The following is a 21,279-nucleotide window of genomic DNA, read 5'->3' on the forward strand; positions in this document are numbered from 1 at the left end:
ATCTCCATCGTGAACGCGGCTCCTCCAAACAGTGAGCGCTGGATCCAGGCAACGCGCGCCGACGTGTCCCGCCGGCTCATGAATACGCCCGGCGAGAATGAGTGAATCGCCTGCATAAAACGCCACATCAGATATCGAACGTCGCAACGGGGACCACCATGAACATTGCCATATCCAACGATACAGGAGTGTTCTCCACGCATTCCAAAGTGCGGTGGAGGGTGTGCTGGGAAAACGAGCTGCAACTTGCTGAACACATCGAGCTGTCCGAGTTCTTTCGCAAGACGTACGGGCCGACCGGTGAATTCAATGCAAAACCGTTCGAAGGCGGACGAAGCTGGGCCGGCGCGAGACCTGAGATTCGTGTCATTGGCTACGATGCGCAGGGCATAGCAGCTCATATCGGCGCACTGCGCCGCTTCATCAAAGTCGGAGACGTCGATCTGCTCGTGGCTGAGCTCGGATTGTACGGCGTACGTCCGGATCTGGAAGGGCTGGGGATCACGCACTCAATGCGGGTGATGTATCCGGTGCTGCAGCAGCTCGCGGTCCCGTTTGGCTTTGGTGCAGTACGGCAGGCGTTACAGAAGCATGTGACCAAGCTGGTCGGCCGTCAGGGTCTCGCAACGATTTTGCCGGGAGTGAGCGTGCGTTCAACTCGGCCGGATATTTATCTGGACTTGCCGCCGACCCGTACCGACGACGACTTAGTGGTTCTGGTCTTCCCAATCGGACGTCCGATAAGCGAATGGCCGGCCGGGACCATGATCGATCGGAACGGGCCAGAGTTGTGACCTGTCTCGGCGGCTTGTCGGAAGCGCGAAGCGAGCACGTCATCGCCACCGGAGATCGTAACGTTTACCTGACCTTTGACGACGGTCCGGATCCACGCTGGACGGCTTCTATCCTTGAGGTTCTCGCGGAGCACGGCGTGCCGGCGACGTTCTTCGCCATCGGGGCGTGCGCGGAAGCGCACCCCAAGCTGATCCAACGAATCATCGCGGAAGGGCATGAAGTCGGAAACCACACGATGACCCATCCCGATCTCTCCAGATGCGAACCAGCGGAGGTGCAACATGAGATTCAGTCGGCGAGCGACGTCATCAGGACGGTTTGTCCCGAGGCGTCACTGCGGCACATACGTGCTCCGTATGGCATCTGGACTGACCAGGTACTCGCGATGTCAACCAAAGCCGGATTGACTCCCTTGCACTGGTCAGTAGACCCGAGAGACTGGTCTCGTCCCGGGGTTGGGGCGATTGTTGACGCTGTGCTGGCGTCGGTCCGGCCCGGTGCTGTTGTGCTCTTGCACGACGGATGTCCTCCCGTCGAGCGCGAACAAGCCATCGATTGCGATCGCGATCAGACCCTCGAGGCGCTTTCGCGGCTTATTCCAGCATTGGGCGAGCAAGGATTCGCCATCTGCTCGCTTCCTCAATCTCATTGAAAAAGAGCCGCCCACATGAATCTGCTTGCCACAACAAGCGTTCTCGCCGTGTCGTCCTATGCCCTGCTGTCCGCCATCTACAGGAGCGTGCAGACCCTCAACGCGCTCCGAACAGAGGTGCCGTCCCCGACTGACTACGCTTCAGAGGCCGGCCCGCTGCCGAGCGTCGATGTGATCGTTCCCTGCTTTAACGAGGACCCGCGCACGCTGTCGGCGTGCCTGGAGTCGATCGCAAGCCAAGACTACGAAGGGCAAGTGCGGGTGTACGTGGTAGATGACGGCTCCGAAAATCGTAAATACCTGTGGCCTGTACAGGACGCCTACACAGATGATCCACGGTTCAATTTCATGTGGCTGGGAAAGAACGTTGGCAAGCGCAAAGCGCAAATTGCAGCGCTGCACCGCTCGTCCGGCGATTTGGTTCTCAACGTCGATTCTGATACGATTATCGCCGTCGACGTACTGACCAGGCTTGTACGGAAGATGCAAAATCCAGCCGTTGGCGCTGTTATGGGGCAGCTCACAGCCAGCAATCGAACCGGCACTTGGCTGACCAGGCTGATAGATATGGAGTACTGGCTGGCCTGCAATGAAGAGCGTTTGGCGGAAGCTCGCTTCGGAGCCGTCTTGTGTTGCTGTGGCCCGTGCGCCATGTATCGCCGATCGGCGCTCGATTTGGTCCTCCATGAGTACGAGACGCAGTATTTTCGAGGTAAGCCAAGCGACTTCGGCGAGGATCGCCATCTCACGATCCTGATGCTCGCGGCCGGATTTCGAACGGAATACGTTCCTGACGCGATCGCAGCAACCGTCGTTCCGGATAGGCTGGTGCCATATCTGCGTCAGCAATTGCGGTGGGCACGGAGTACCTTCCGGGACACGGCGCTTGCGCTACCCCTGCTGGCAAGCCTCGACTTCTACATCACGCTGGACATTGTCGGGCAAAACCTCCTTCCGCTTCTGCTCGGCGCTTCAATACTGACCGCGCTTGCGCAAATCGCACTGACGAGCGAGTTTCCGTGGCCGACAGTCCTGATCATCGCGTCGATGACCATGGTTCGCTGCAGCCTGGCAGCATTTCGTACCCGACAGCTTCGCTTTCTCGCTTTCGCTCTGCACAAGCCGATCAGCATGTTCCTGTTACTTCCTGTGAAGGCATATGCGTTGTGTACATTGAGCAACAGCGACTGGTTGTCGCGCAAGGTCGCCAATATGCCGGATTCAGGTGAAGGCCAAGCCAGCACGCTGAGGCAGACAGGCCATTCGGGTATTGCACCGTCGATGGGCGAAACGGCGACACGTGCACATGCGTTTGACGTCGACGGAACCTGACAGGCCTGTAGGCGACATCTGACTGTGCGCGTCAAAGAGGTGAGAAGCTCGTGAGCCTAGACAAGAACTATCAGTTGCTGGAGCGAGAATTGGTCGCCGCTGATCCGTGGCGTCTGGACGCGAATCCGTTCGAGCGGGAGCGATACACACAAATGCTTCGGATGTCGCTCTCCCGCCAAAGCATCACAAGCGCGTTGGAAGTCGGGTGCGCCGCCGGCGCATTCACCGAGATGCTCGCGCCTCACTGCAAACGGCTCACGGTCGTCGACGTCGTGCCGGAGGCCATCAGCCGCGCACGTTCCCGGACGGAGAGATGGTCACACATCGGCTGGAAAGTCGCCGACCTCCAACACTTTTCACCACCAGAGCGGTTCGACCTTATTGTTGTAGCAGAAGTCCTCTATTACCTCAGCGACACGCTGGAGATGCGCACAGCAGTCGACAACCTGGTAGGAATGCTCGCGCCAGACGGGCTTGTGGTGTTCGGATCGGCGCGCGACCACATCTGCCGACGCTGGGGTCACGTGGCCGGTGCAGAGACCGTCATTGCCATGTTGAATGAAGCGCTGGTCGAGGTCGAACATGTCCAATGCCAAGGTGAGTCGGATAACGAAGATTGCTTGATCGCCAGCTTTCGGAGGCCGGCTACATAAGAAATCCGTTTTTGCAGGCTGACATATCACTATGTCAGAGTGGTCGTATCGCAGACGGATCGCATTGCGATTGTTGAGGGCAAGATCAGCGAGCTGGTCCCGCCGACAGATTGTAGCAGAAGGAATAGAAAAAATGCTCGGCGGCGTCGAAGCAGCGCCAATCTCAAGGCGAACAATTGCGATGAAGCCCGCGCCGGTCACGCCGACTGACAGGGGGGGCGAGGACGTGTCGAACGTGGCGATCGATTTCACGGCCGTGAAAAAGTCCTATGGCCAGAAGGTGGTCGTCGACCAGCTGTCGTTCACGGTGGCATCGGGAGAGTGCTTCGGCCTGTTGGGACCGAACGGCGCGGGCAAGAGCACGATTGCGCGTATGATTCTCGGGATGTCCTCGCCCTCGGCTGGCAAGATAACCGTGCTCGGCGAGAAGGTGCCGGCACGCGCTCGACTGGCGCGCAAGCGCATCGGCGTCGTTCCACAAGCTGACAATCTTGATCTCGAGTTCACCGTACGCGAAAACCTGCTGGTGTTCGGGCGCTATTTCGGGATGACAGCAAAGGATGTCGAGAAGATCACGCCGTCGCTTCTTGAGTTTGCTCGCCTTGAGAGCAAGGCAGACGCGCGGGTGACCGAACTGTCAGGTGGCATGAAGCGGCGTCTTACGCTGGCGCGAGCGCTCATCAACGATCCAGAGATCCTTATCTTGGATGAGCCGACCACGGGCCTCGATCCGCATGCGCGGCATTTGATTTGGGAGCGGCTGCGCGCGCTGCTGTCGCGCGGCAAGACCATCCTTTTGACGACGCACTTCATGGAGGAGGCGGAGCGATTGTGCGATCGCCTGTGCGTCCTCGAGGCAGGACGCAAGATCGCCGAAGGGCCGCCACACGCATTGATCGACGAACAGATCGGTTGCCCAGTCATTGAGGTCTACGGTGGTGACCCGAACGAGCTCTGCGCACTCGTCAAGCCGCTCGCTCAACGCACCGAAATCAGCGGCGAGACGCTCTTTTGCTATGCGCCGGATCCAGAGCAGGTGCTCGCACGGCTGCGTGGGCGGACCGGTCTTCGTGTGCTTCAGCGGCCACCGAACCTTGAGGATGTCTTCTTGCGGCTGACCGGACGGGAGATGAGGGACTGAACGATGTGGGAGCAGTATGCGGCGGCTCTGCCCGCCAATGCGTGGAACTGGAGCGCCGTATGGCGACGCAATTATATGGCTTGGCGCAAAGCGGCGCTGGCATCGCTGCTTGGCAACCTCGCCGAGCCCATGAGCGCCTTGTTCGGTCTCGGATTCGGCCTGGGACTGATGATCGGCCAAGTCGATGGCATTTCATACATCGCCTTTCTGGCAGCGGGGATGATCGCGACAAGCGCGATGATTTCCGCGACCTTTGAAACCGTGTATGGGGCCTTCGCTCGGATGCACGCCCAGCGCACCTGGGATGCGATCCTTTGCACGGAGCTCACACTTGGCGACGTCGTTCTCGGTGAATTGGCGTGGGCAGCGACAAAGGCCGTTCTGGCAGGGACAGGAATTACGATTGTAGCCGCTGCGCTGGGCTATGCGGCTTGGCCGTCCATCCCTTACGCGCTGCCAGCTATCGCACTCACTGGTGTTGCCTTCGCCAGCCTCGCCATGGTCGTGATAGCGCTCGCGCCCAGTTACGACTACTTCGTGTTTTATCAGACTCTCTTTCTCACACCCATGATGTACCTGTGCGGCGCGATCTTTCCCGTAACCCAACTGCCCATCGCGCTGCAGCGCGTAGCAGAGGCGTTGCCGCTAGCACATTCGATTGACCTCATTCGGCCGGCAATGCTGGACCGGGATGCCAGCAGCGTCGGCCTGCATGTTGGCGTACTTTGCATATACACTATTGTTGCGTTCGTCGTATCGGCTTTGCTGCTTCGCCGCCGGCTGATGCGTTGAACAAACCATGCCCGACATAGTGTGAATCAGTTCTGCCGAAAGTGGCTGGTGTGGAAGCCAGCGGCAAGGATGCTGTATCTCGCCGATATATCCGCCTGGTGGAACGATAGTCTCACGTGTGGGCTAACCTAGTCTTACTGGTTAGAGGCCGGACTGTCTCGACCGACTCGATCAGGAGCTGTCACAATGTTGAAGTCGGAACGATTGCCTGAGCCATTCATCATCCTCGCGATGCTGAGGAGCGGCACCCACTTTCTGGAAGAACTACTCAGTGAACATCCAAACGTGGTGAGCGACGGGGAATTGCTCAGCGAGTATGATCCAAATTGACCCGACAAGGCGCGGCTTCTACGTACCGATCGTGAGCTTCTGGAGTGTGCCTACTTGCGCTATCCAACGCGGAGCGACAAAAACGGCGTAACTCATGTTGGGTGCAAGATCAACGAACCGCAGTTTTATGACCGCCCGGGGATGATGGCTGAGCTGGCCCATTGGCCGCGCCTTAGGGTCGTCGTGTGCCGTAGAAATCCGCTGGAATCGCTCCGCTCACTTATGCAGGCGAGGCAAACCGGTGAATGGCTGAAATACGGCTCTGATAGCGCCGGCAAGCCAACGCCGCTCGTCAGCCCAAGCCTCAACACATGCGAAGCCTACTTCGAGACCACCGCTGAGTTCCACGAAAGCGTCAGGCAGTCGTTCGCTTCGACCAACATCCTTGAGCCGAAGTATGAGAGGCGTCTTCGCGAGCCGCACCTGTGCTTGGAATTGGTTTGGGAGTTCCTCGGGCTTCATGTGAGGCCTGTTTCCGGTCGCGCCAAACGTCAGCGCCAGGAAGTACTAAGCCGTAGAGAATTGTGACGACTTGCGTCGCCAATTCAAAGAGGAGCCTTACGCAAGGTACTTTGAGTCTGCTGACGCCTGAGAATGGCTTGCTATACCGCGACGCCCGCGCTCGGAAGCTGCTGCAAGAGCGGTATGGAACGCTCGAGTTGCCAGCGTGCGGGCGTCTTGAATTGGCATGCACCATTCGTCGGATCGGCGCCATCATCCCTCCTGCTGCTGATGACTCCTTGAGGGTCGGGACGAACCGCGTGCGGCGGCATTCAATATCGGCAGCACCTTCCCTCACGCTTTCAGCCCAGATCTACTGAACGAAGCTTTGCGCAGCTGTGTGCGAAGAGAGCGAAGGTCCTGTGGCGCGGTCCTCGCGTTGCCGTTGTCGGAAAGCCAACGGAATTGATGTCTGGGACGCGCCAAGCAGGTCGTAAACCACAGGGCTTAGCTTCGAAACCGGCGTGAATCACTCTGTCGATAGAGATGGCCCAATTCGTGCAGCAAGTAGGTTGAGCGTAATCTGATAGGAGGCGTGTTTGAGGGCCGATCTGCCGAACAAGGATGCGGTCGCCAGGCCAATGTCGGTTGACAATGAGGCCAGTTCATTCAAATCCGAGAAGGCACGCGCCCGGCGGAGAGAACGAAAGACGCTGCTCCTGACCGGAGCATCGCGTGGGATAGGTTACGCCACCGGAAAGCTGTTTTCGGAAGCCGGCTGGCGTATCATTTCTTGTGCGCGCCAACCGATCGAGGCCCGGCGATGCCCTTGGGAGGCCGCATCCAATAATCATATCCAGCTTGACCTCAGCGACCATCGCTTGCTGCCGCGCGCCGTCGCCGACGTCAAAGAGCGCCTCGCGGGCGCGCCGTTGCACGCCCTGATCAACAATGCAGCGATGTCACCAAAGACGTCGAGCGGCGCGCGACTGACATCGTTGGCGACCTCGATCGACACCTGGATGGATGTATTCCATCTCAATTTGGTGGCTCCAATTCTGCTCGCGCAAGGGCTCTTTGCCGAATTGAAAGCTGCGTCTGGATCGATCGTCAACGTGACCTCAATTGCAGGCTCGCGGGTGCACCCCTTCGCCGGCAGCGCATACGCGACTTCGAAAGCCGCTCTTGCGTGTCTCACACGCGAGATGGCTCACGACTATGCGCCGCATGGAATTCGTGTGAATGCGATCGCCCCGGGCGAGATCAAGACGGACATTTTGTCACCGGATACGGAGGCACGGGTCGTACCGAACATTCCACTGCGCCGGGTGGGGACCCCTGAAGAGGTAGCTAAACTCATCTTCTTCCTGTGCTCGGATGACGCCAGTTATATCACCGGCGTCGAAGTGCCGATCAATGGCGGCCAACACCTCTGATTGACTGGACATGAACCAATAAGTGTACGACACAAGCTTGTCTCTCTCTGTCCGCGACCTGCGACCGGCGATGGAAACTGCAAGGGGACATGTCAAGGAATTCTGGTCGAAAATCTGGTCAGGATATCTGTTGCGCGGGACGAAGGTGCAACACATTTGCACTTGCTCTTGCGGTCGCGTTGCCGAAGAGCGCCGTTTGCGATCAGGAGCCCGTCTCCGCAAAGCTTGCGGGTTGGCTCCCGTCATTCATCGCAACACCTTGGTCCAACGAAAGACTTCGCTGCAATGCCATGGCACCAATGAGCACGATCAAAACCGTCTGCGTCTATTGCGGCTCCGGCCCCGGAACCAATCCCCGTTTCACCGAAGGCGCCAAGGCGTTCGGCAAGGGGCTCGCCGAGAACAACATCCGCCTGGTCTATGGCGGCGGCTCGCTCGGCCTGATGGGCGCGGTCGCAACCTCCGTGCTCGATCACGGCGGCACCGTCACCGGTATCATCCCCGACTTCCTGCGGCTGCGCGAGAACGCGCTGACCCGTGTGCAGGAGATGATCGTCACCCCCGACATGCACGAGCGCAAGCGGCTGATGTTCGAACGCTCCGACGCCTTCGTGGCGCTGCCGGGCGGCGTCGGCACGCTGGAGGAACTGGTCGAGCAATTGACCTGGAAGCAGCTCGGCCGTCACGCCAAGCCCGTCCTGCTCGCCAACATCGACAATTTCTGGGAGCCACTGTTCTCGCTGCTGTCGCACATGCGCCAGATCGAGTTCATCCGCACCGGGCTTTCGGTCGATATCCTCAAGGCCGATCGCGTCGAGGATATTCTGCCGAAGCTGAAATCGGCGGCTGCCCAGATCGCCGAGGCGGAAAAGCAACTCGCCCCGGACATCGCGCGTAAGCTGTAATCACTCCTGCGGAAACGTCACCTCCTCGATCCGGTTGCCGTCGGGATCGACGACGAAGGCCGCATAGTAGCGCACGCGATCGTGCGGTCGGACGCCCGGCGCGCCATCGGATGCGCCGCCGGCCACAAGCGCGGCCGCATGAATGCGTCGACCTCGTCCGTTGTTTTTGCTCGCAAGCAGATATGCATGCCGCTCTCCGGCTGCACTCGCGCCATGGCTTCGCGCAGGTTGATCCAGAACCCGGGATAGGCCTTGTCGAGGAGCGAAGCGACAAAGCAATCCAGACAGTTACCGCGGGAGAGACTCTGGATTGCTTAGCTTCACTCGCAATGACGTGCTTGGTGCCGCCGGTGCGTCCGCCCCCGCAGCCTACGCCGGCGCACCCAACTTCACACCGTAGCTGCCGCGTTCACCCAATCTCACTGTAGAGACTTGCCGCTACGGCATCCGGCTGATTTCTTGTAGCTCAAAATTGCGAGCCTAGAGGTCCAGAAGCGATTCTTGCAACGCATTTAGGAGGCGAAATGTGCCGAGCACGCCGGTCTCGTGGTGGCCATGCAAAAAAACGCCGTTGAACTCTCTCCCGATCTTGAACCAAGACTGTTAGAATGCGGAGGCATATGCTCGCGTATCGCCAGCGGATTTGTTTTCGGCGGCGCCGAACTTCAGCCGCATTGTGAGGACGCGCTGTCACTCGTCTTCCTGCCTAGCAGTCTTTCGGTCTTGCGATCTACGAAGTGCAGCTGGGAACAGGCGAGGCAAAACACGCCTTCAAACTCGTTTTCGGCCGCCTCGTCGTCAATTAGCCGGTGCTGAACCATAACTCCTGCGACCGGGCAGAGGAAAGTGATGGTGCGCATATCTGCCCCATGCTGCTGGGCCCGGGTGAACAGGAAAACGGCCAGGCTGTGCGTGACCTCGCAACCAGAATAGCGCAGCTCAGGGTGTGGCACCCGGGACCAATCCAAACTACGACACCTGAACCGCGGCCGCCTTGTTCTCGCGCAAAACGCCATCGCCCATCTTACAGATCACGATCGCGTCTAGCTGCGAATTGTGTCGGCAACTGCATTGCGCGAAGCACGAGCCAGTCCTGGATCCAAAGATGTGCTTGTGAAACGCACATGCGCTTTGTGGCGCTGAAGGGGGCGTGTCGTTGAACTCGAAACGTGGCTGATATCTCGATCCATCGAGCATGCTTGCCCGTGCAGGCCAGCCGGGAGCGCCGGCCGAGAGCCGGCGGGTGGCATGGCGCTCACGAGAACGTGGCGAAGAGCAAGAGAGCGCCCCAAAGCATCAAGCTGAGGCTAAGTGCCGCGAGCGGCCATCGATTCGAGGTCCTCAGGGGCTGGGAGGCATCAGGAGATAAATAGCCGTCGCCCTCACTCAGGTGTAGTCTTGGTGTGCGCCAGTGCATCATTCATCTCCTATTTGTGTGCTTCAATTGTCGGTTGATGGCCCGAACTCGTCGGCCAGAACAAGCGCGAGCCGCGACCGGTCACGATCCGGGTGTTGACAAGCTCCGATGCGATCATCAGACGTCACATGTCCACTGAGAAGTCTCATGCGGCGCCGCGCCTGGTTTTCGGGCTCGATTGTTGCCGGAGAGTGCCGCGATAAGTGTCTTCGTCGGCTCGTTCCCGCTCCTCAGCGGCCGGTGTTGCGCGCAGCCAGACGATCAGGCTTTTGCAGCACCAGGCTGGAAGTCAGCTCGGCTCATGTCGAGAGACTGGAGCATCACAGAGCGGGTTCGTCCTGGCTGAACTCCGCGGTCGACCGAGATGATGTTCCTCGCTGGGCAGCCTGCGGGCGCATTGCCAGATCCATGGAGGATCACTTCGACTGCTTCGAAACCTCTCACAGCTCGGCATGGCGTTTTAGACACTCTACCTTGGTCCGATCCGGTTCCGTTCGTCGGAATCCCCAACGAACAAGCTCGGCTGCATCGCTCGCGCGCCATCTGAAGTGGAAGTAGCGGCCGGGTCGGCGGTTCATGGTGAGTCGGGTTCCTCTCAGTGATGCGTTGCGCCCAAGGCTGATGAAGCCGGTGACGGGTCATAGTCAGCGTAGCTGACCGCCAGCTGACGAACGAGAGAGTTATGCGAGCGCGAGCGGCTTTAGGCGGCACACGTTAAGAATCATGTGAATGTAGGCGTCTTGCGCGCGCAGCTGCCGTTTCCGCGGAGAATTAAGGAGGCGCGTCCTCGTGCGCCGCTAAGATCGTTTCATCGCTTCTGCGGGTGATGATGGAGGGGAATGCCCACGCGTCGCATGGACGCGTCAGTGGTTGCTCTTCCACCGTTCATGTCCGCTCGTCTGTTGACGTCCTTCAATCGAGCTCTGCAGTCCGTTGTCGGCAGCGTGGCCATCGCGATTGGCGCGACCTATCCTGGAGACTGCGTTCAGTTCGATTCAATCATTGCCCACAAACTGACGGTCCTCTCGTGAGGTTGCGTCCGCAACCAATGGTCATGGCTCGAAGGAGTTTGGGCTGAGGATAGCTCCCCTCCGATTGGAAAAGAGCAAGGCCGAATTTGAGCACGAGAGCACGTGACCGCCGAGCACGCTGAACTCGCATGAAGATGGCGAGCAAAAGCGCGCGCCGGTAGAAGCCATAAGAGGAAGCTCGACCCATGCGCGTGCAGATGCTGAGGCTCGTGAAAGTTTTCGATCAGCTTAGCACTGTTGAATCTGCGGGAGGAAGAAACCTGCTAGGAGGAGACTTTCCGCTGGGGGCTTCCCAATGTTGGATACAGCTACCACCGCGCTCTTGCGCGCGGTCCTCGAAGAGGTCTGCGAGGGCGTGTCCCGTCACGAGACCGGCGCCCGCACCCATTTGGCCTCCAAAATTCTAGAAGCCGCCACCAAGGGTGAAACGTCACGCGACAGGTCTGCGGCAGGTTGGCCACGAAGCTCTCTCGCGTGCGCCGACGACGTGGCGATAATCGCCAGAGGCGGTGACCTCGAGGTCACAGTGCTTGGGATTGCTGGTGAGTTATCCGAACGGGTTCGCCGCGATGGCGGGCCTCACGCGTGCCATGACGGTCCTGTCGACCAGCGGCCAGGATTGGGCCGAACGCACCAGACGACCGGCTTCGCACATGCCCAACCCTGACATTTTTTCAAAAGCCCTCATCTAACGCACGAACCGCGGGTGCTGCATAACCGAAAATGGACGCGCCGTGTCGGAGAATATGGAAGCTCGTCGTAGTGATTCAACGCCGGCGGCCGAAAAAGCTCAACCTGAGTGCTCCAGACTTTTGCCCGTCGCAGCTTGCAGCGTTGACGCACCACGGTCGGCGCGTACGCCGTCAGCGCCGGCGCGTCGCCCGCGAACAGGGCGAACGCTTTCTGACGGTGCTGAATTGTGCAGATAGTCAGAACGCCGTCGACCTGGAAAAGTCGTTTGCGCCCGCCGTCCCAACGCGAGGAAGGCCCGCGGTCGCCCGCTCGCCTTCAAACCCCAGCTTGAAATCAAGGCGATCCAACTGAGCGCAAATGCACCGCCTCTGAATGATCTGATCCTGACACCGCTGCTGGCCCGAAGAAGTGCGGATGACTGATGGCCATCATGAATGCCACGCCGTTTGCATCGGCGCATCTCCTGCCAAAACGACCATGCTCTATCCATCAGGTCAGCAAGGAAATGCCCATTCCGCACCATCCCCTTTTGTCACCTCGGAGACTCTGGATTTCACGCAAACGGCGCAAAAGTTATGGATTTTCATGGAAAATTTCGAGTTTTCATGTCAGCCTGTCCTCACAGTTCGCTGTCACGACTTAGATCGAATTTTCATGGAAAATATCCGTAAATATCGTTTTTCAGAACCTGTAACGACTTTTCACGGCTCAAGACTGCCCGAACGCGCCACACCGGTGGGATACGCGGCGCTGATCGACGCCCACGGCTTGAAAGTTCCGATACCGCGCATGCTATCCGCCGTCGGCCCTCGCCATAAGGCATACGAGCAAGACGGTTGGCACATTTATACGCCACGCCACGCGCCGTCAGCCAGCCTTGAAGGACATCTGACCTTCGCCCTCAAATACGAAGGGCTGGACCTGCTGGTCCTCAAAGCGCTGTTTCAGGCAACTGGACCAGAGCCGATCGAGGCCATGGTCAGGGGCACGCCGACCGGCACCTATGCCCGACGGAGCTGGTTTCTGTACGAGTGGCTGCTCGGCAAAACCCTCAATCTGCCGGCTGCGGAGAAAGGCACTTACGCGGAGGTTGTTGATCCCGATCTGCAATGGACAGCAGCCGCGGTTACCTCCACGCGTCACCGCGTCAAAAATAATTTGCCTGGGACGCCGTCCTTCTGCCCGATGATCTTCCGGACAGAGACCTTACGTGAATTCACCAAACGCAACCTGCCGGCGCGCGCACGTGAGGTTATTGCCGACTTGCCCGCCGACGTGCTGGCGCGCACGGCCGCCTTCCTGCTGTTAAAGGACTCGCGCTCAAGCTTTGAGATCGAAGGCGAGCATCCGCCGCAGGAGCGCATTCAACGCTGGGGCAGAGCCATTGGCGAAGCCGGGCGCAAGCCGATCGACCTCGACGAACTGCTGCGCCTGCAACGCATCGTCATCGGCGACGATCGCTTTGTGCAGCTGGGCCTGCGCAACGAGGGGGGCTTTGTGGGCGACCGGGACCGCGACTCGGGCACGCCCTTGCCGGACCATGTCAGCGCAAGGCACGAGGACCTGCCGTCCTTGATCGAGGGGCTGGTCGCGTTCGACCGCAAGACAGCGCCGGATCTGGACGCGGTCCTTGCTGCCGCCATCCTCGCCTTCGGGTTTATCTATATTCACCCATTTGTGGACGGCAACGGCCGCCTGCACCGCTATCTGATCCATCATGTTCTGGCGGAACGCGGGTTCAACCCGCCCGGTATGGTGTTTCCAGTGTCCGCCGCTATCCTGGATCACATCAACGATTACCGGCGCACTCTTGAAAGCTATTCGGCCCGCCTGCTGCCCTTCATCAAATGGGAGCCGACAGACAAAGGGAATGTTCGCGTCCTCAACGAGACGGCCGATTTCTATCGCTTTTTCGACGCCACGCCTCACGCCGAATTCCTCTATGAATGCGTAGCAAGGACGATCGATATCGATTTGCCGACGGAAGCCAGATATCTGGAAGCTTACGACACCTTCAGGCGTAGCGTGACGGAGATCGTCGACATGCCGGACGGCACCGTCGACCTATTGTTTCGCTTCCTGCGCCAGAACACGGGTGTTCTGTCGAAACGTGGCCGGGAAAAAGAATTCGCCAAACTGACCGACGATGAAATCGCCAAAGTCGAGGCGAGTTACAGGAATGCGTTTCCTGAGTAACTGCATCCTAGTGCAGGCGCACACACAGATGATTCAGCGCCGCGACAGACTTCCTGTGGCCGCATCACTCCTATCGCACGCGAGGCACACCCGGCGGTGGTACTATGACGCGCGCACAAACATCGCGCCGCTATCACGTCCGGAAACCCTTCAGCGTCTCAATGTGGTTGGCTGAATAAGGCAGCACTTTTGCAAGTATCGGGCCGGAAGTTAATTCGCCATAGCGCTCTATAAATCGCACGAAATTCGACGCGTCGCAACATTGCTAATTTGATCTTTCGTGATAGAAGCCCCGCTCTACAACGAGTGGAGATTTCCAATGGCGAAGAAAGTGAAGAAAGTAGTCCGCCGCGAGTACACGAAGGCGGACGTCAAAGAACTTCGCGCGCACTCCAAGGCGAAGGTGCCCGTAGCGAGGATCGCGAAGTCTATGAAAAGGACGGAAGGTTCTCTCCGTCAAAAGGCAATCAAGCTCGGCATCTCTCTAGGGCATCGCCGGTAAGATAGAGTGGAATAGCTTGGTGCGTCTCTCACCAGTACTCGCGGTCCCTGAGTTTCCTTCGCAGGTGACCTTGTCAGCGCGAGCGTTACGAAGTTTGAAACAGAATGGGGCTCGCTCTGTCATCGCGAATGAAGTTATGCGATCATCACTCGTCTGCGAGAACCGAGATGGATTGGCTGATTGCCGCACTGACTCCTGCATCGGCCGATTTCAAACATTGAGCTGCATACCGGATAGGCATGCGCCGTCCACCTGTGACGAGTGAGCGAATGCTGGAAACAGAGATCGAACTGGTCGTTGTGTTTTCGCTTCCCTTAGGTTTTAAGCTGGTCGACGTCATCACCTCAGTGAACGAAGGCAATTTCGTGTAGTTTTGCCGTGCTCGAACAAAAGCAACAGAGCCGGTGTACTTCACCCATCGTATCGTTCCGCGCTACAAAGGAATTCATCGTGACCAAGATGACCAAGAACCAGCTCATCGAAGCAATTGCTCAAGGAACGCAGGTTTCCAAAGGTGACGTAAAGGCCGTCATCGAGCAGTTGGCGATCGTCGGCTACAAGGAGTTGAACGAGGCTGGCGAGTTCGTTATCCCCGGCTTCGTCAAGATGTCGGTCGTGAACAAGCCTGCTACTGAAGCCCGCAGCGGACTTAATCCTTTCACGAAGGAGCCGATGGAATTCGCAGCCAAGCCAGCCAGCAAGTCGGTCAAGGCGTCACCGCTCAAGGTTGCTAAGGACGCAGTCGCGACATGATGAAGTCCGCTGGATCGCGCTAAGTGGCGGTTGGTGCGAGGACGGATGGCGCACCTCAGTTGCCACTGCCGGCGTAGGGATGCCTCATCGGCCAACCGAGTGATAAATGCTGAGACGCCTGGCAGGGCGCCGCCAGTTCGGAAACGCGGTCCGGGACGAGGCCACGATCAGACCTTTCGGATCGTTGGCGAGGACGAAACGGACCTGGCAAGCGATCTCGGTCGTCTTGCCGTTAGTCAAGGCACTGGCGAGGCATGGCCGTCGGTGGCAGACATCAAAATCGTCGCGATCGGTAACGCCAAAATTAAAAGGAAGCTCTGATCGACGCCGCAGCGCGTGAATTGGTGCGATCCGAACGTTGCTTTCACCGAGGGCGGGAAGACGCCCATTTAGTCCCGCGATGTGACGACCGTGGCGCATCCGGTCATAGAACGGCGCCGAAGCTGAAACCAGGCCGCAAACGGCAACAGCCTTGGTGTGGCGGATGGCGCCTCGGAGCTATTGTGATGCTGTGCTGCCTAACGACATGTCGATGATGATGGTTGTCACGATGGTGCCGTCGGCGTCGGGTCGGCAGCAGCGTCGTCATTTGGGGTAATCGGCGGCAACCGGCAGCTGCCTGGATCCCGCGAACTCATGCCGACGTTGATGATCGGTGCCGATCGGCCGGCGGTTCCTGACGTCCGGGCCAACGGCCTGTCATCGGCGGCAATGCCGTGGGAGGACTCGGCAATGCGTGGAACGAGATGGTGGCCCATACGGCGTTAGAACCCGATGTCGCCCCGGACGTGGTCTACACCCAGCCGCCATGTTGTTGCGGTGTGGCTCCTCGGATCATGGCCAGTATCCTCGAGGGGCTGTTGCAGCTTGCAATTCCGAGGCGTAGCTTGGGTTCCGGCTTATTCTATTTGTATCAGTTCTAGTTTATGGACATTCAGGTGGTCATACTTGCTCTGATGCGCATGGTTGTTGACGATATCTGCGAGTATGTGTCCCCGTACGACACCGACGGCCGGACCAACGTCGTCTCAAAAATCCTGAAAGCAGCCACTCAGGGAGAGACGTCGTCCGACTGTGTACCGCAGGTTCGCCGCGACGCGCTGTCGAAGCCGCTGACGATGTGGCGATAGTTACAAGAGGGCGGGCGGTGAACTTCCAGGTCACAGTTCTTAAGATCCTGGTGAGCTATCCGGACGGGTTTGCCGTGATGGCGGACTTGAAGCGCGACATGGCAATCCTGGCGACCAGCGGTAGCGATTGGGCCGAACGCACTCGACGACTGGGTTCGCTCGTGCCCGACCTTGACATCTTCTCGCAAGCCCTGATCGAACGTATGAACGGCGGCTGGCGCATAACGGAAAAGGGACGCGCCGTCTTGGAGTTCATGGAAGCGCGCCCCAGCCGTCCGGAGCCCGCAAAAGATCCACCCGAATACCCCATCCCCGCGGCCCCGCTGCCGGTGCTCGCGCACTCAGGTCGGCGCGGGCGGCGGCAGCGCCGCCGCACCGACCACGTGCGAAGAAGCGCAAACGCTTCCTGACCCGCTCGCACAAACGGGACATTCGGCCGGACCGCAGCCTCAGAGGATCAAGGCTGGCGTCAGCCCGCGCCGATAATCCAGTCTACTCGCCGGGTCCCGCTCGTTTTGCGGGCGTGCTCCAGAGACTTGATGGGGCAACACTCCATCGCAGAGCGAGCAAAAGACGATTACGACAGGAAACTTGCGCGATTTGCACTGGATTGAAGCGCGGCCCTGAAAATGCGCCTAGAAAAACGCAGCTGGTGTTCTCGGATTACACAACCGGGACAATCCACAAATCTGCTGGGTCAGAGACGAACGGCTCTCGTGTTTGCGCTAGATCAATTTCAACCTGCCCGGGAAGCGATACAGTTTAGCACATGCCAAAACCGCTCGCCGACCGAGCTGTCGCGGCTGCGTGGCTTGGGAGGTCCGGACACCTCCCTGCCACGCTCCTCGCGAAAGGGTGGAAGAAGTGCAAGATCCAGTCAGAAATCAAAACAGCCGTCCTCAAATCTTCCTTGGTGATGAGACGAGCGCGCGCACGATCGCGGCAGCACAAATGGCCTCGACTGACGCATGGCTTGAGGCATGGCTTACCCACTTCCTGCAGGTCCTCAGACAACTTGGAAAGCGAGGCTCCGCCTAATCAAACCGGTCCGAGCTCCCGGAGAGACGGAAGCAAATTGTAGCGCAATCCGCGCTATTTGGGCCAAACCTTCGGCTTTAGGGCACATTGACCGGTGGCATGGATGCGGTTGGACGCGGCACGAAACCAATCTTATGCTGGCCGCGCGCCGCCAGCATAACCACAAAGGCCACAAAGAGAATCACTAGGCCACGCATCCAAAAAAGACTCCAATATTTGTAGCCGATATATGAACTCGCTGCCGTGGGTGCCATAGCGGCGCTCCTGTGCGCGTAGTGCGTCGCTATCGACACGACCGTACCGGCTAGGAGGCTGACGTCATCGGCCTGCGGCTTTCGGTGAACACCATTGGAAAACTCGCCGCTCGCAAGCTTTCGAGGGCCGACTCTTCCTCCGACAGGCGTCTGCAGACGTACTGCCGGTCGTGTTCGGTGAGCTTGGTTTTCAGCAGTCTTCGGTGGCGCTGGATGGCGTTCCGATGTGTGCGCATGCGAGCCAAATTGTCTTCCATCATGGTCGTCATCCTTCCAATGCTCGTCGATGATGCTTTTCGCTTGCCTGATCGGCCTGAACCTTCCGATCAATTCAAGGACGTCGGTCGGCTCCAGCGAAAGCAACCGAGAGCGGGAGCGCTTAGTTTCGTGCTCGACAACTGGTTGAAACTCAATTCCGCGCTCAGCCGGTTTCACATGCGTTCCGGACTCATGCCGCTTGATCCAATCGCGTTCGACCGCGAATGTCAGGCCCGTTCGGAAACCGCTGCTGGTGCGGCTGGCATCGCAAAGGAACGGGCCATTGATTGGGCTCGATGCCGCCAGCGATCGCTTGCGTGCCTCGGCTTCCGGATCAGCGAACGGGTGGCCTGCACCGAACTTCATCCAGCCTCGCCCGGGCCTGAAAAGATCGATGCGGGCGGCGTGGTACGCGGAATCGGCAGCGGACGCTCCGTCGGCCGTGGCGACCGTGCCAAATTTCCGCCCTTCACGTCGTAGCTGCCGGCCAGCTTCAGCAACCGCTGCCTGGTGAACGGATCGGCCCGCTCTGCGAGATCACGCGCCTGCTGCGCCAGTTCTCTGTAGAATTCATGCCCCATAACGCACTCTCACTGGCCGCCCCGGATCCATGGGCATGACGTCAAGCCTTCGCTTCGAAAGACTGTTAATCCATACCCAAGCCAGCTCTCTCAAACCTGAGATATGGCTTTGTCTTCGCCGCAAGGCCGCTAAATGTCCCGCAATCACGATGGAAAAATGCGTTCTTTGGCTGCAACAGCAGGAATAGGGCGCCGCATCCGGAGGTCTTTTTTGTGTTAGCCCATTAAAGCAGCCGGCGCAGCAAGAGCTGCTTTCGTCGACACAAGCCGGGCATTTGTTTTTGAACCGACGGCAGCTGCCGATGAGGTCTCAATCAGTTCAGACAGACCGTGTTTCGTGGACCGAGACTTGGGCGAGCAGGAGGCCGAACTAGACCCGCCGAAAGCTTCGAGGCGGTTGCGCTCTTGCAAAAAATCCATGCGTCCGGAGTGAGGATCGATTGGCCTGAATGCTTAAGGCGCTCTTTGAAGCGCAGCTGTCACGACCGGCAATTGGTCTGCCGGAAAAGGGAGGAATTCCCGCCGGACCATCGGCCCAGATGCGTGCGTGCGGCTGCGGCTTCGCTGGATCCTATCGGAAAAATCAAATGTGTCCGGGACCTGCGTTGGCGATGACCAATGCCGGGATATCATCCGCCTGGAAAGGACGATGAATAGTCGCCTTCGGAAGAGCGCCAAAAGATCTAATGACGCTTTCATCCAGCCGGAATCCATTGATGCGCGGCGCGGGCCTTGCGATATTGCCCACACACATGCGTCCAAGCATGGCTAGGCAGAGGTCTTGCATTTCCCGATTTACGCCTCCCAGCGCGCCAAAGACATGCCCAGTCTCGGCCCTGATCGGGGTTTCAATGTTATCGAAATAGTTGCCCTCAATCAGGCCTTGAACAGACGGTCCGGCATCCAGGGCGTGGAAGAAACCATTGTGCTGCAGCAGCTCGGTGTTGTGGAAGTAGTTGTTCACCAGGTGAATGACCGACTGTAGACCGTCAATGTGCGGAGCCCGTCCGGAGACCTCATGGAAGTAGTTGTTGGCAACCGTGATCGACTGAGGACTGCCAAGGAAAAGGAGGTTCCAGTAATGCGCTCCGTTGCAATAAGAGGAGTAGTTATCCCTGCCATCAAAATCGTTCCACGAGACCGTGATATTCGTCGTCGCCCCAAGGCCGCCGGCAATCATCTGGCGCCCAATGTTATGAAAACGGTTATGATCGATCCAGACCTGGTTCGCTCGCGAAATTGCAATCGCATCGCCCGCGAAGACAATGCCGGGATTAATGTCACTGATGGTCAGGTTGCGGACAATGACGTTGCTCACACCATTCAGTCGCAGTCCCTTGCCCCTAATTGTAGCGTTTGATCCGACGCCAATCACGGTCTTGTTTGCTCCGACCTCCAAGGGACGCTTGCCCGCTTTATCGAAGTTGACCTCCATTTTGAGCTTGCCGTCACAGTGCGTATCGAGCCCATCTAGGAGGAGAAGCGATTCACTCTTGTAGGGCGTCTGACAGGCGTTGCTGTATTGGCAACCCGGACCCTCGCCTCGCCCTTCCGTTCCTGTGAAATCTATGGTCCCGATGATCTGAACAACGCGCGGACTATCGTCATTGCAGATTCCAGAGCTATACGAACGACACAATTGATAAGTCAGGTCTTTGAGTGAGCTGACCTGAACCACTTCGCCTCCCAGGCCGCCCGTCGTTCGAGCACCAAAGCCCTGTGCGCTGTCCCATCGCGGATTGCTCGCTGCGATAGCACAGGAGATCCCAGCAATGCCGGCGAGTCCAGCGAGCATTCCCAATGACAGTTTTAGCTGGCACACCGCTTGCCTCTTAGACATCGACTCTCCATCGGCAAATGAAAGAAACGTTGAAACGACCCATCGCCTGATCCAACAGCCAGCCACGCGGATCGAGGCTTTGTGGCATTGTTTGCACCCGGCTCGACGGTACCGATCCTGTGAGCCGTCTAAATGCACGTGCCTAGCATGTCACAAGAAGAATCTGGAAAGTAGCGCACAACTTTCCGTGGTTTGGCGGTGGATGGCCCATTCCCATCGAAACTCAAGTACCGATGATCGATCGGCTCGCCCGAGGCCCTAGAGATCTCCTGGTCAATGGACCGCTGCCAAACGTCAGTTGCAATCAACATCACTTGGATAAAGCGGTCCAGCGAGTCTCGTGATGTCATCTGCACAGGACAAATGAGTACAGGAGAGAGGGGTCGAAGTCATCGCCCTCGTATCTTGTCGTATCAGTGCTGTCGGGTTGAAGACATCCGTACGTGGCACTCAAGAACGACAGACAAAGAATTCCGCGAATTCGCGCGAAACACCCCGGCCTTCTACACTTATCTACAGCGCATTGGGAGCGGCACGCGAGTTGCTGAGGTGAGCAACGCGGCTGCTCGATCGCAGCGCGTGATTCAGTGTCGTTCTTGGGAGCAAAGACAGTGGCGATTGGAATCGTGAGATGGTTCAACCCGAGTAAAGGCTACGGCTACATCGCACCGGACGACGGCGGCCGCGACGTGTATGTTCATATCTCTGCGGTGCAGAAGGCTGGCTTGGTCTTACTCCCACAAGGAGACAAGATCAGCTACGAACCAAAGATCGGCCGCTCGGGAAAAATATCAGCCGAAAACCTGCGCCTCATCTAGCATTTTTGCTTTGGCAAGCGGGCTGAGGCCAGGGGCCATAATGGGGTGCGCCTTATGCTTTCATGACTTGCCTCACGTTTTCAAGGTAAGTCTCTGGCGACCCTTGTCCCACAGGGATATCGATCATCGCTTTCAAACTGAAGGGCCGGCTCCGAGCCGGCGTCAACACAGTTGCCAGTTGGGAAGCTTCGCCAGCAGATGTCGCTCGACGTCTTTGTTCTTTGCCGGGCCGCGCGTGAGGCGCAGGCGAAGCCGGGTCAGCATATCGGGTCGGCGATGGCCGTGTCGCGG

Annotated in this window: 18 protein-coding genes and 3 pseudogenes; 16 read left to right on the plus strand and 5 right to left on the minus strand. The window is 58.5% G+C overall.

Annotation, left to right across the window (positions count from 1 at the left end):
• Nucleotides 1-158: 158 nt before the first annotated feature.
• From YUA_RS0124015 to YUA_RS0124055, 9 genes and pseudogenes are all read left to right on the plus strand, one after another.
• Entirely contained in the window at nt 159-794 is a 636-nt protein-coding gene (locus YUA_RS0124015; protein ID WP_051383358.1) for a NodA family N-acyltransferase, read from the plus strand.
• Nucleotides 749-1,447 carry a chitooligosaccharide deacetylase NodB gene (gene nodB, locus YUA_RS0124020; RefSeq protein WP_084292823.1) on the plus strand — a complete coding sequence of 233 codons (699 nt, stop codon included), beginning with the start codon at nt 749-751 and terminating at the stop codon, nt 1,445-1,447. Before YUA_RS0124015 ends, nodB begins: the two co-directional genes overlap by 46 nt.
• A 15-nt stretch (nt 1,448-1,462) precedes the next feature.
• Nucleotides 1,463-2,779 carry a chitooligosaccharide synthase NodC gene (gene nodC, locus YUA_RS44890; protein ID WP_051383360.1) on the plus strand — a complete coding sequence of 439 codons (1,317 nt, stop codon included), beginning with the start codon at nt 1,463-1,465 and terminating at the stop codon, nt 2,777-2,779.
• A gap of 50 nt (nt 2,780-2,829) precedes the next feature.
• Nucleotides 2,830-3,432, plus strand: a complete 603-nt coding sequence (gene nodS / locus YUA_RS0124030; RefSeq protein WP_027532982.1) for a nodulation methyltransferase NodS — start codon at nt 2,830-2,832, stop codon at nt 3,430-3,432.
• 181 nt (nt 3,433-3,613) lie between these two features.
• Nucleotides 3,614-4,573 carry a nodulation factor ABC transporter ATP-binding protein NodI gene (gene nodI, locus YUA_RS0124035; protein ID WP_084292835.1) on the plus strand — a complete coding sequence of 320 codons (960 nt, stop codon included), beginning with the start codon at nt 3,614-3,616 and terminating at the stop codon, nt 4,571-4,573.
• 3 nt (nt 4,574-4,576) lie between these two features.
• Complete coding sequence (locus YUA_RS0124040) at nt 4,577-5,365, plus strand: ABC transporter permease (protein WP_027532984.1); 789 nt, start codon at nt 4,577-4,579, stop codon at nt 5,363-5,365.
• Between the two features lie 186 nt (nt 5,366-5,551).
• Nucleotides 5,552-6,287, plus strand: a pseudogene (locus tag YUA_RS44895) (sulfotransferase domain-containing protein).
• Between the two features lie 448 nt (nt 6,288-6,735).
• A complete protein-coding gene (locus tag YUA_RS0124050; RefSeq protein ID WP_027532985.1) occupies nt 6,736-7,572 on the plus strand; it encodes an SDR family oxidoreductase in 837 nt (278 codons plus the stop codon).
• A 299-nt stretch (nt 7,573-7,871) separates the two neighbouring features.
• Nucleotides 7,872-8,477 carry a TIGR00730 family Rossman fold protein gene (locus YUA_RS0124055; protein WP_027532986.1) on the plus strand — a complete coding sequence of 202 codons (606 nt, stop codon included), beginning with the start codon at nt 7,872-7,874 and terminating at the stop codon, nt 8,475-8,477.
• Here the strand turns inward: YUA_RS0124055 and YUA_RS44900 are convergent.
• Nucleotides 8,478-8,731: pseudogene (locus tag YUA_RS44900) on the minus strand (VOC family protein); the annotation flags it as partial. It abuts the gene before it with no gap.
• A gap of 2,489 nt (nt 8,732-11,220) precedes the next feature.
• On the opposite strand from YUA_RS44900, the pseudogene YUA_RS51860 reads away from it, so the two are divergent.
• The 3 genes and pseudogenes from YUA_RS51860 (at nt 11,221) to YUA_RS0124085 (ending at nt 14,316) form a co-directional block, all read left to right on the plus strand.
• A pseudogene (locus YUA_RS51860) lies at nt 11,221-11,422 on the plus strand (hypothetical protein).
• A gap of 850 nt (nt 11,423-12,272) precedes the next feature.
• Nucleotides 12,273-13,814 carry a Fic family protein gene (locus YUA_RS0124080; RefSeq protein ID WP_027532988.1) on the plus strand — a complete coding sequence of 514 codons (1,542 nt, stop codon included), beginning with the start codon at nt 12,273-12,275 and terminating at the stop codon, nt 13,812-13,814.
• 319 nt (nt 13,815-14,133) lie between these two features.
• A complete protein-coding gene (locus YUA_RS0124085) occupies nt 14,134-14,316 on the plus strand; it encodes a hypothetical protein (protein WP_027532989.1) in 183 nt (60 codons plus the stop codon).
• 145 nt (nt 14,317-14,461) lie between these two features.
• On the opposite strand, the gene YUA_RS50155 is transcribed toward YUA_RS0124085, so the two are convergent.
• Entirely contained in the window at nt 14,462-14,731 is a 270-nt protein-coding gene (locus tag YUA_RS50155; protein WP_156947212.1) for a hypothetical protein, read from the minus strand.
• Nucleotides 14,732-14,766: 35 nt separating this feature from the next.
• On the opposite strand from YUA_RS50155, the gene YUA_RS0124095 reads away from it, so the two are divergent.
• The 3 genes from YUA_RS0124095 to YUA_RS50160 all read left to right on the plus strand — a co-directional run bounded on the left by YUA_RS0124095 (nt 14,767) and on the right by YUA_RS50160 (nt 16,609).
• Nucleotides 14,767-15,069 (plus strand): HU family DNA-binding protein, encoded by a 303-nt coding sequence (locus tag YUA_RS0124095; protein ID WP_027532990.1) that lies wholly within the window; start codon nt 14,767-14,769, stop codon nt 15,067-15,069.
• Nucleotides 15,070-16,007: 938 nt separating this feature from the next.
• Complete coding sequence (locus YUA_RS0124105) at nt 16,008-16,199, plus strand: hypothetical protein (RefSeq protein ID WP_245285246.1); 192 nt, start codon at nt 16,008-16,010, stop codon at nt 16,197-16,199.
• A gap of 17 nt (nt 16,200-16,216) precedes the next feature.
• Nucleotides 16,217-16,609, plus strand: coding sequence for a hypothetical protein (locus tag YUA_RS50160; protein WP_027532992.1), 393 nt, complete (start codon nt 16,217-16,219; stop codon nt 16,607-16,609).
• Nucleotides 16,610-17,314: 705 nt separating this feature from the next.
• On the opposite strand, the gene YUA_RS51180 is transcribed toward YUA_RS50160, so the two are convergent.
• From YUA_RS51180 to YUA_RS44915, 3 genes are all read right to left on the minus strand, one after another.
• Nucleotides 17,315-18,115, minus strand: a complete 801-nt coding sequence (locus YUA_RS51180; protein ID WP_198029499.1) for a hypothetical protein — start codon at nt 18,113-18,115, stop codon at nt 17,315-17,317.
• Nucleotides 18,112-18,330 carry a hypothetical protein gene (locus tag YUA_RS48610; protein WP_084292825.1) on the minus strand — a complete coding sequence of 73 codons (219 nt, stop codon included), beginning with the start codon at nt 18,328-18,330 and terminating at the stop codon, nt 18,112-18,114. Before YUA_RS48610 ends, YUA_RS51180 begins: the two co-directional genes overlap by 4 nt.
• 583 nt (nt 18,331-18,913) lie before the next feature.
• A complete protein-coding gene (locus tag YUA_RS44915; RefSeq protein WP_051383361.1) occupies nt 18,914-20,170 on the minus strand; it encodes a polysaccharide lyase family 1 protein in 1,257 nt (418 codons plus the stop codon).
• A gap of 611 nt (nt 20,171-20,781) precedes the next feature.
• Between YUA_RS44915 and YUA_RS0124130 the strand changes: the two genes are divergently transcribed.
• Entirely contained in the window at nt 20,782-20,988 is a 207-nt protein-coding gene (locus YUA_RS0124130; RefSeq protein ID WP_027532995.1) for a cold-shock protein, read from the plus strand.
• Nucleotides 20,989-21,279: the final 291 nt, after the last annotated feature.

The organism is Bradyrhizobium sp. WSM3983 (assembly GCF_000473045.1).
Classification (GTDB): domain Bacteria; phylum Pseudomonadota; class Alphaproteobacteria; order Rhizobiales; family Xanthobacteraceae; genus Bradyrhizobium.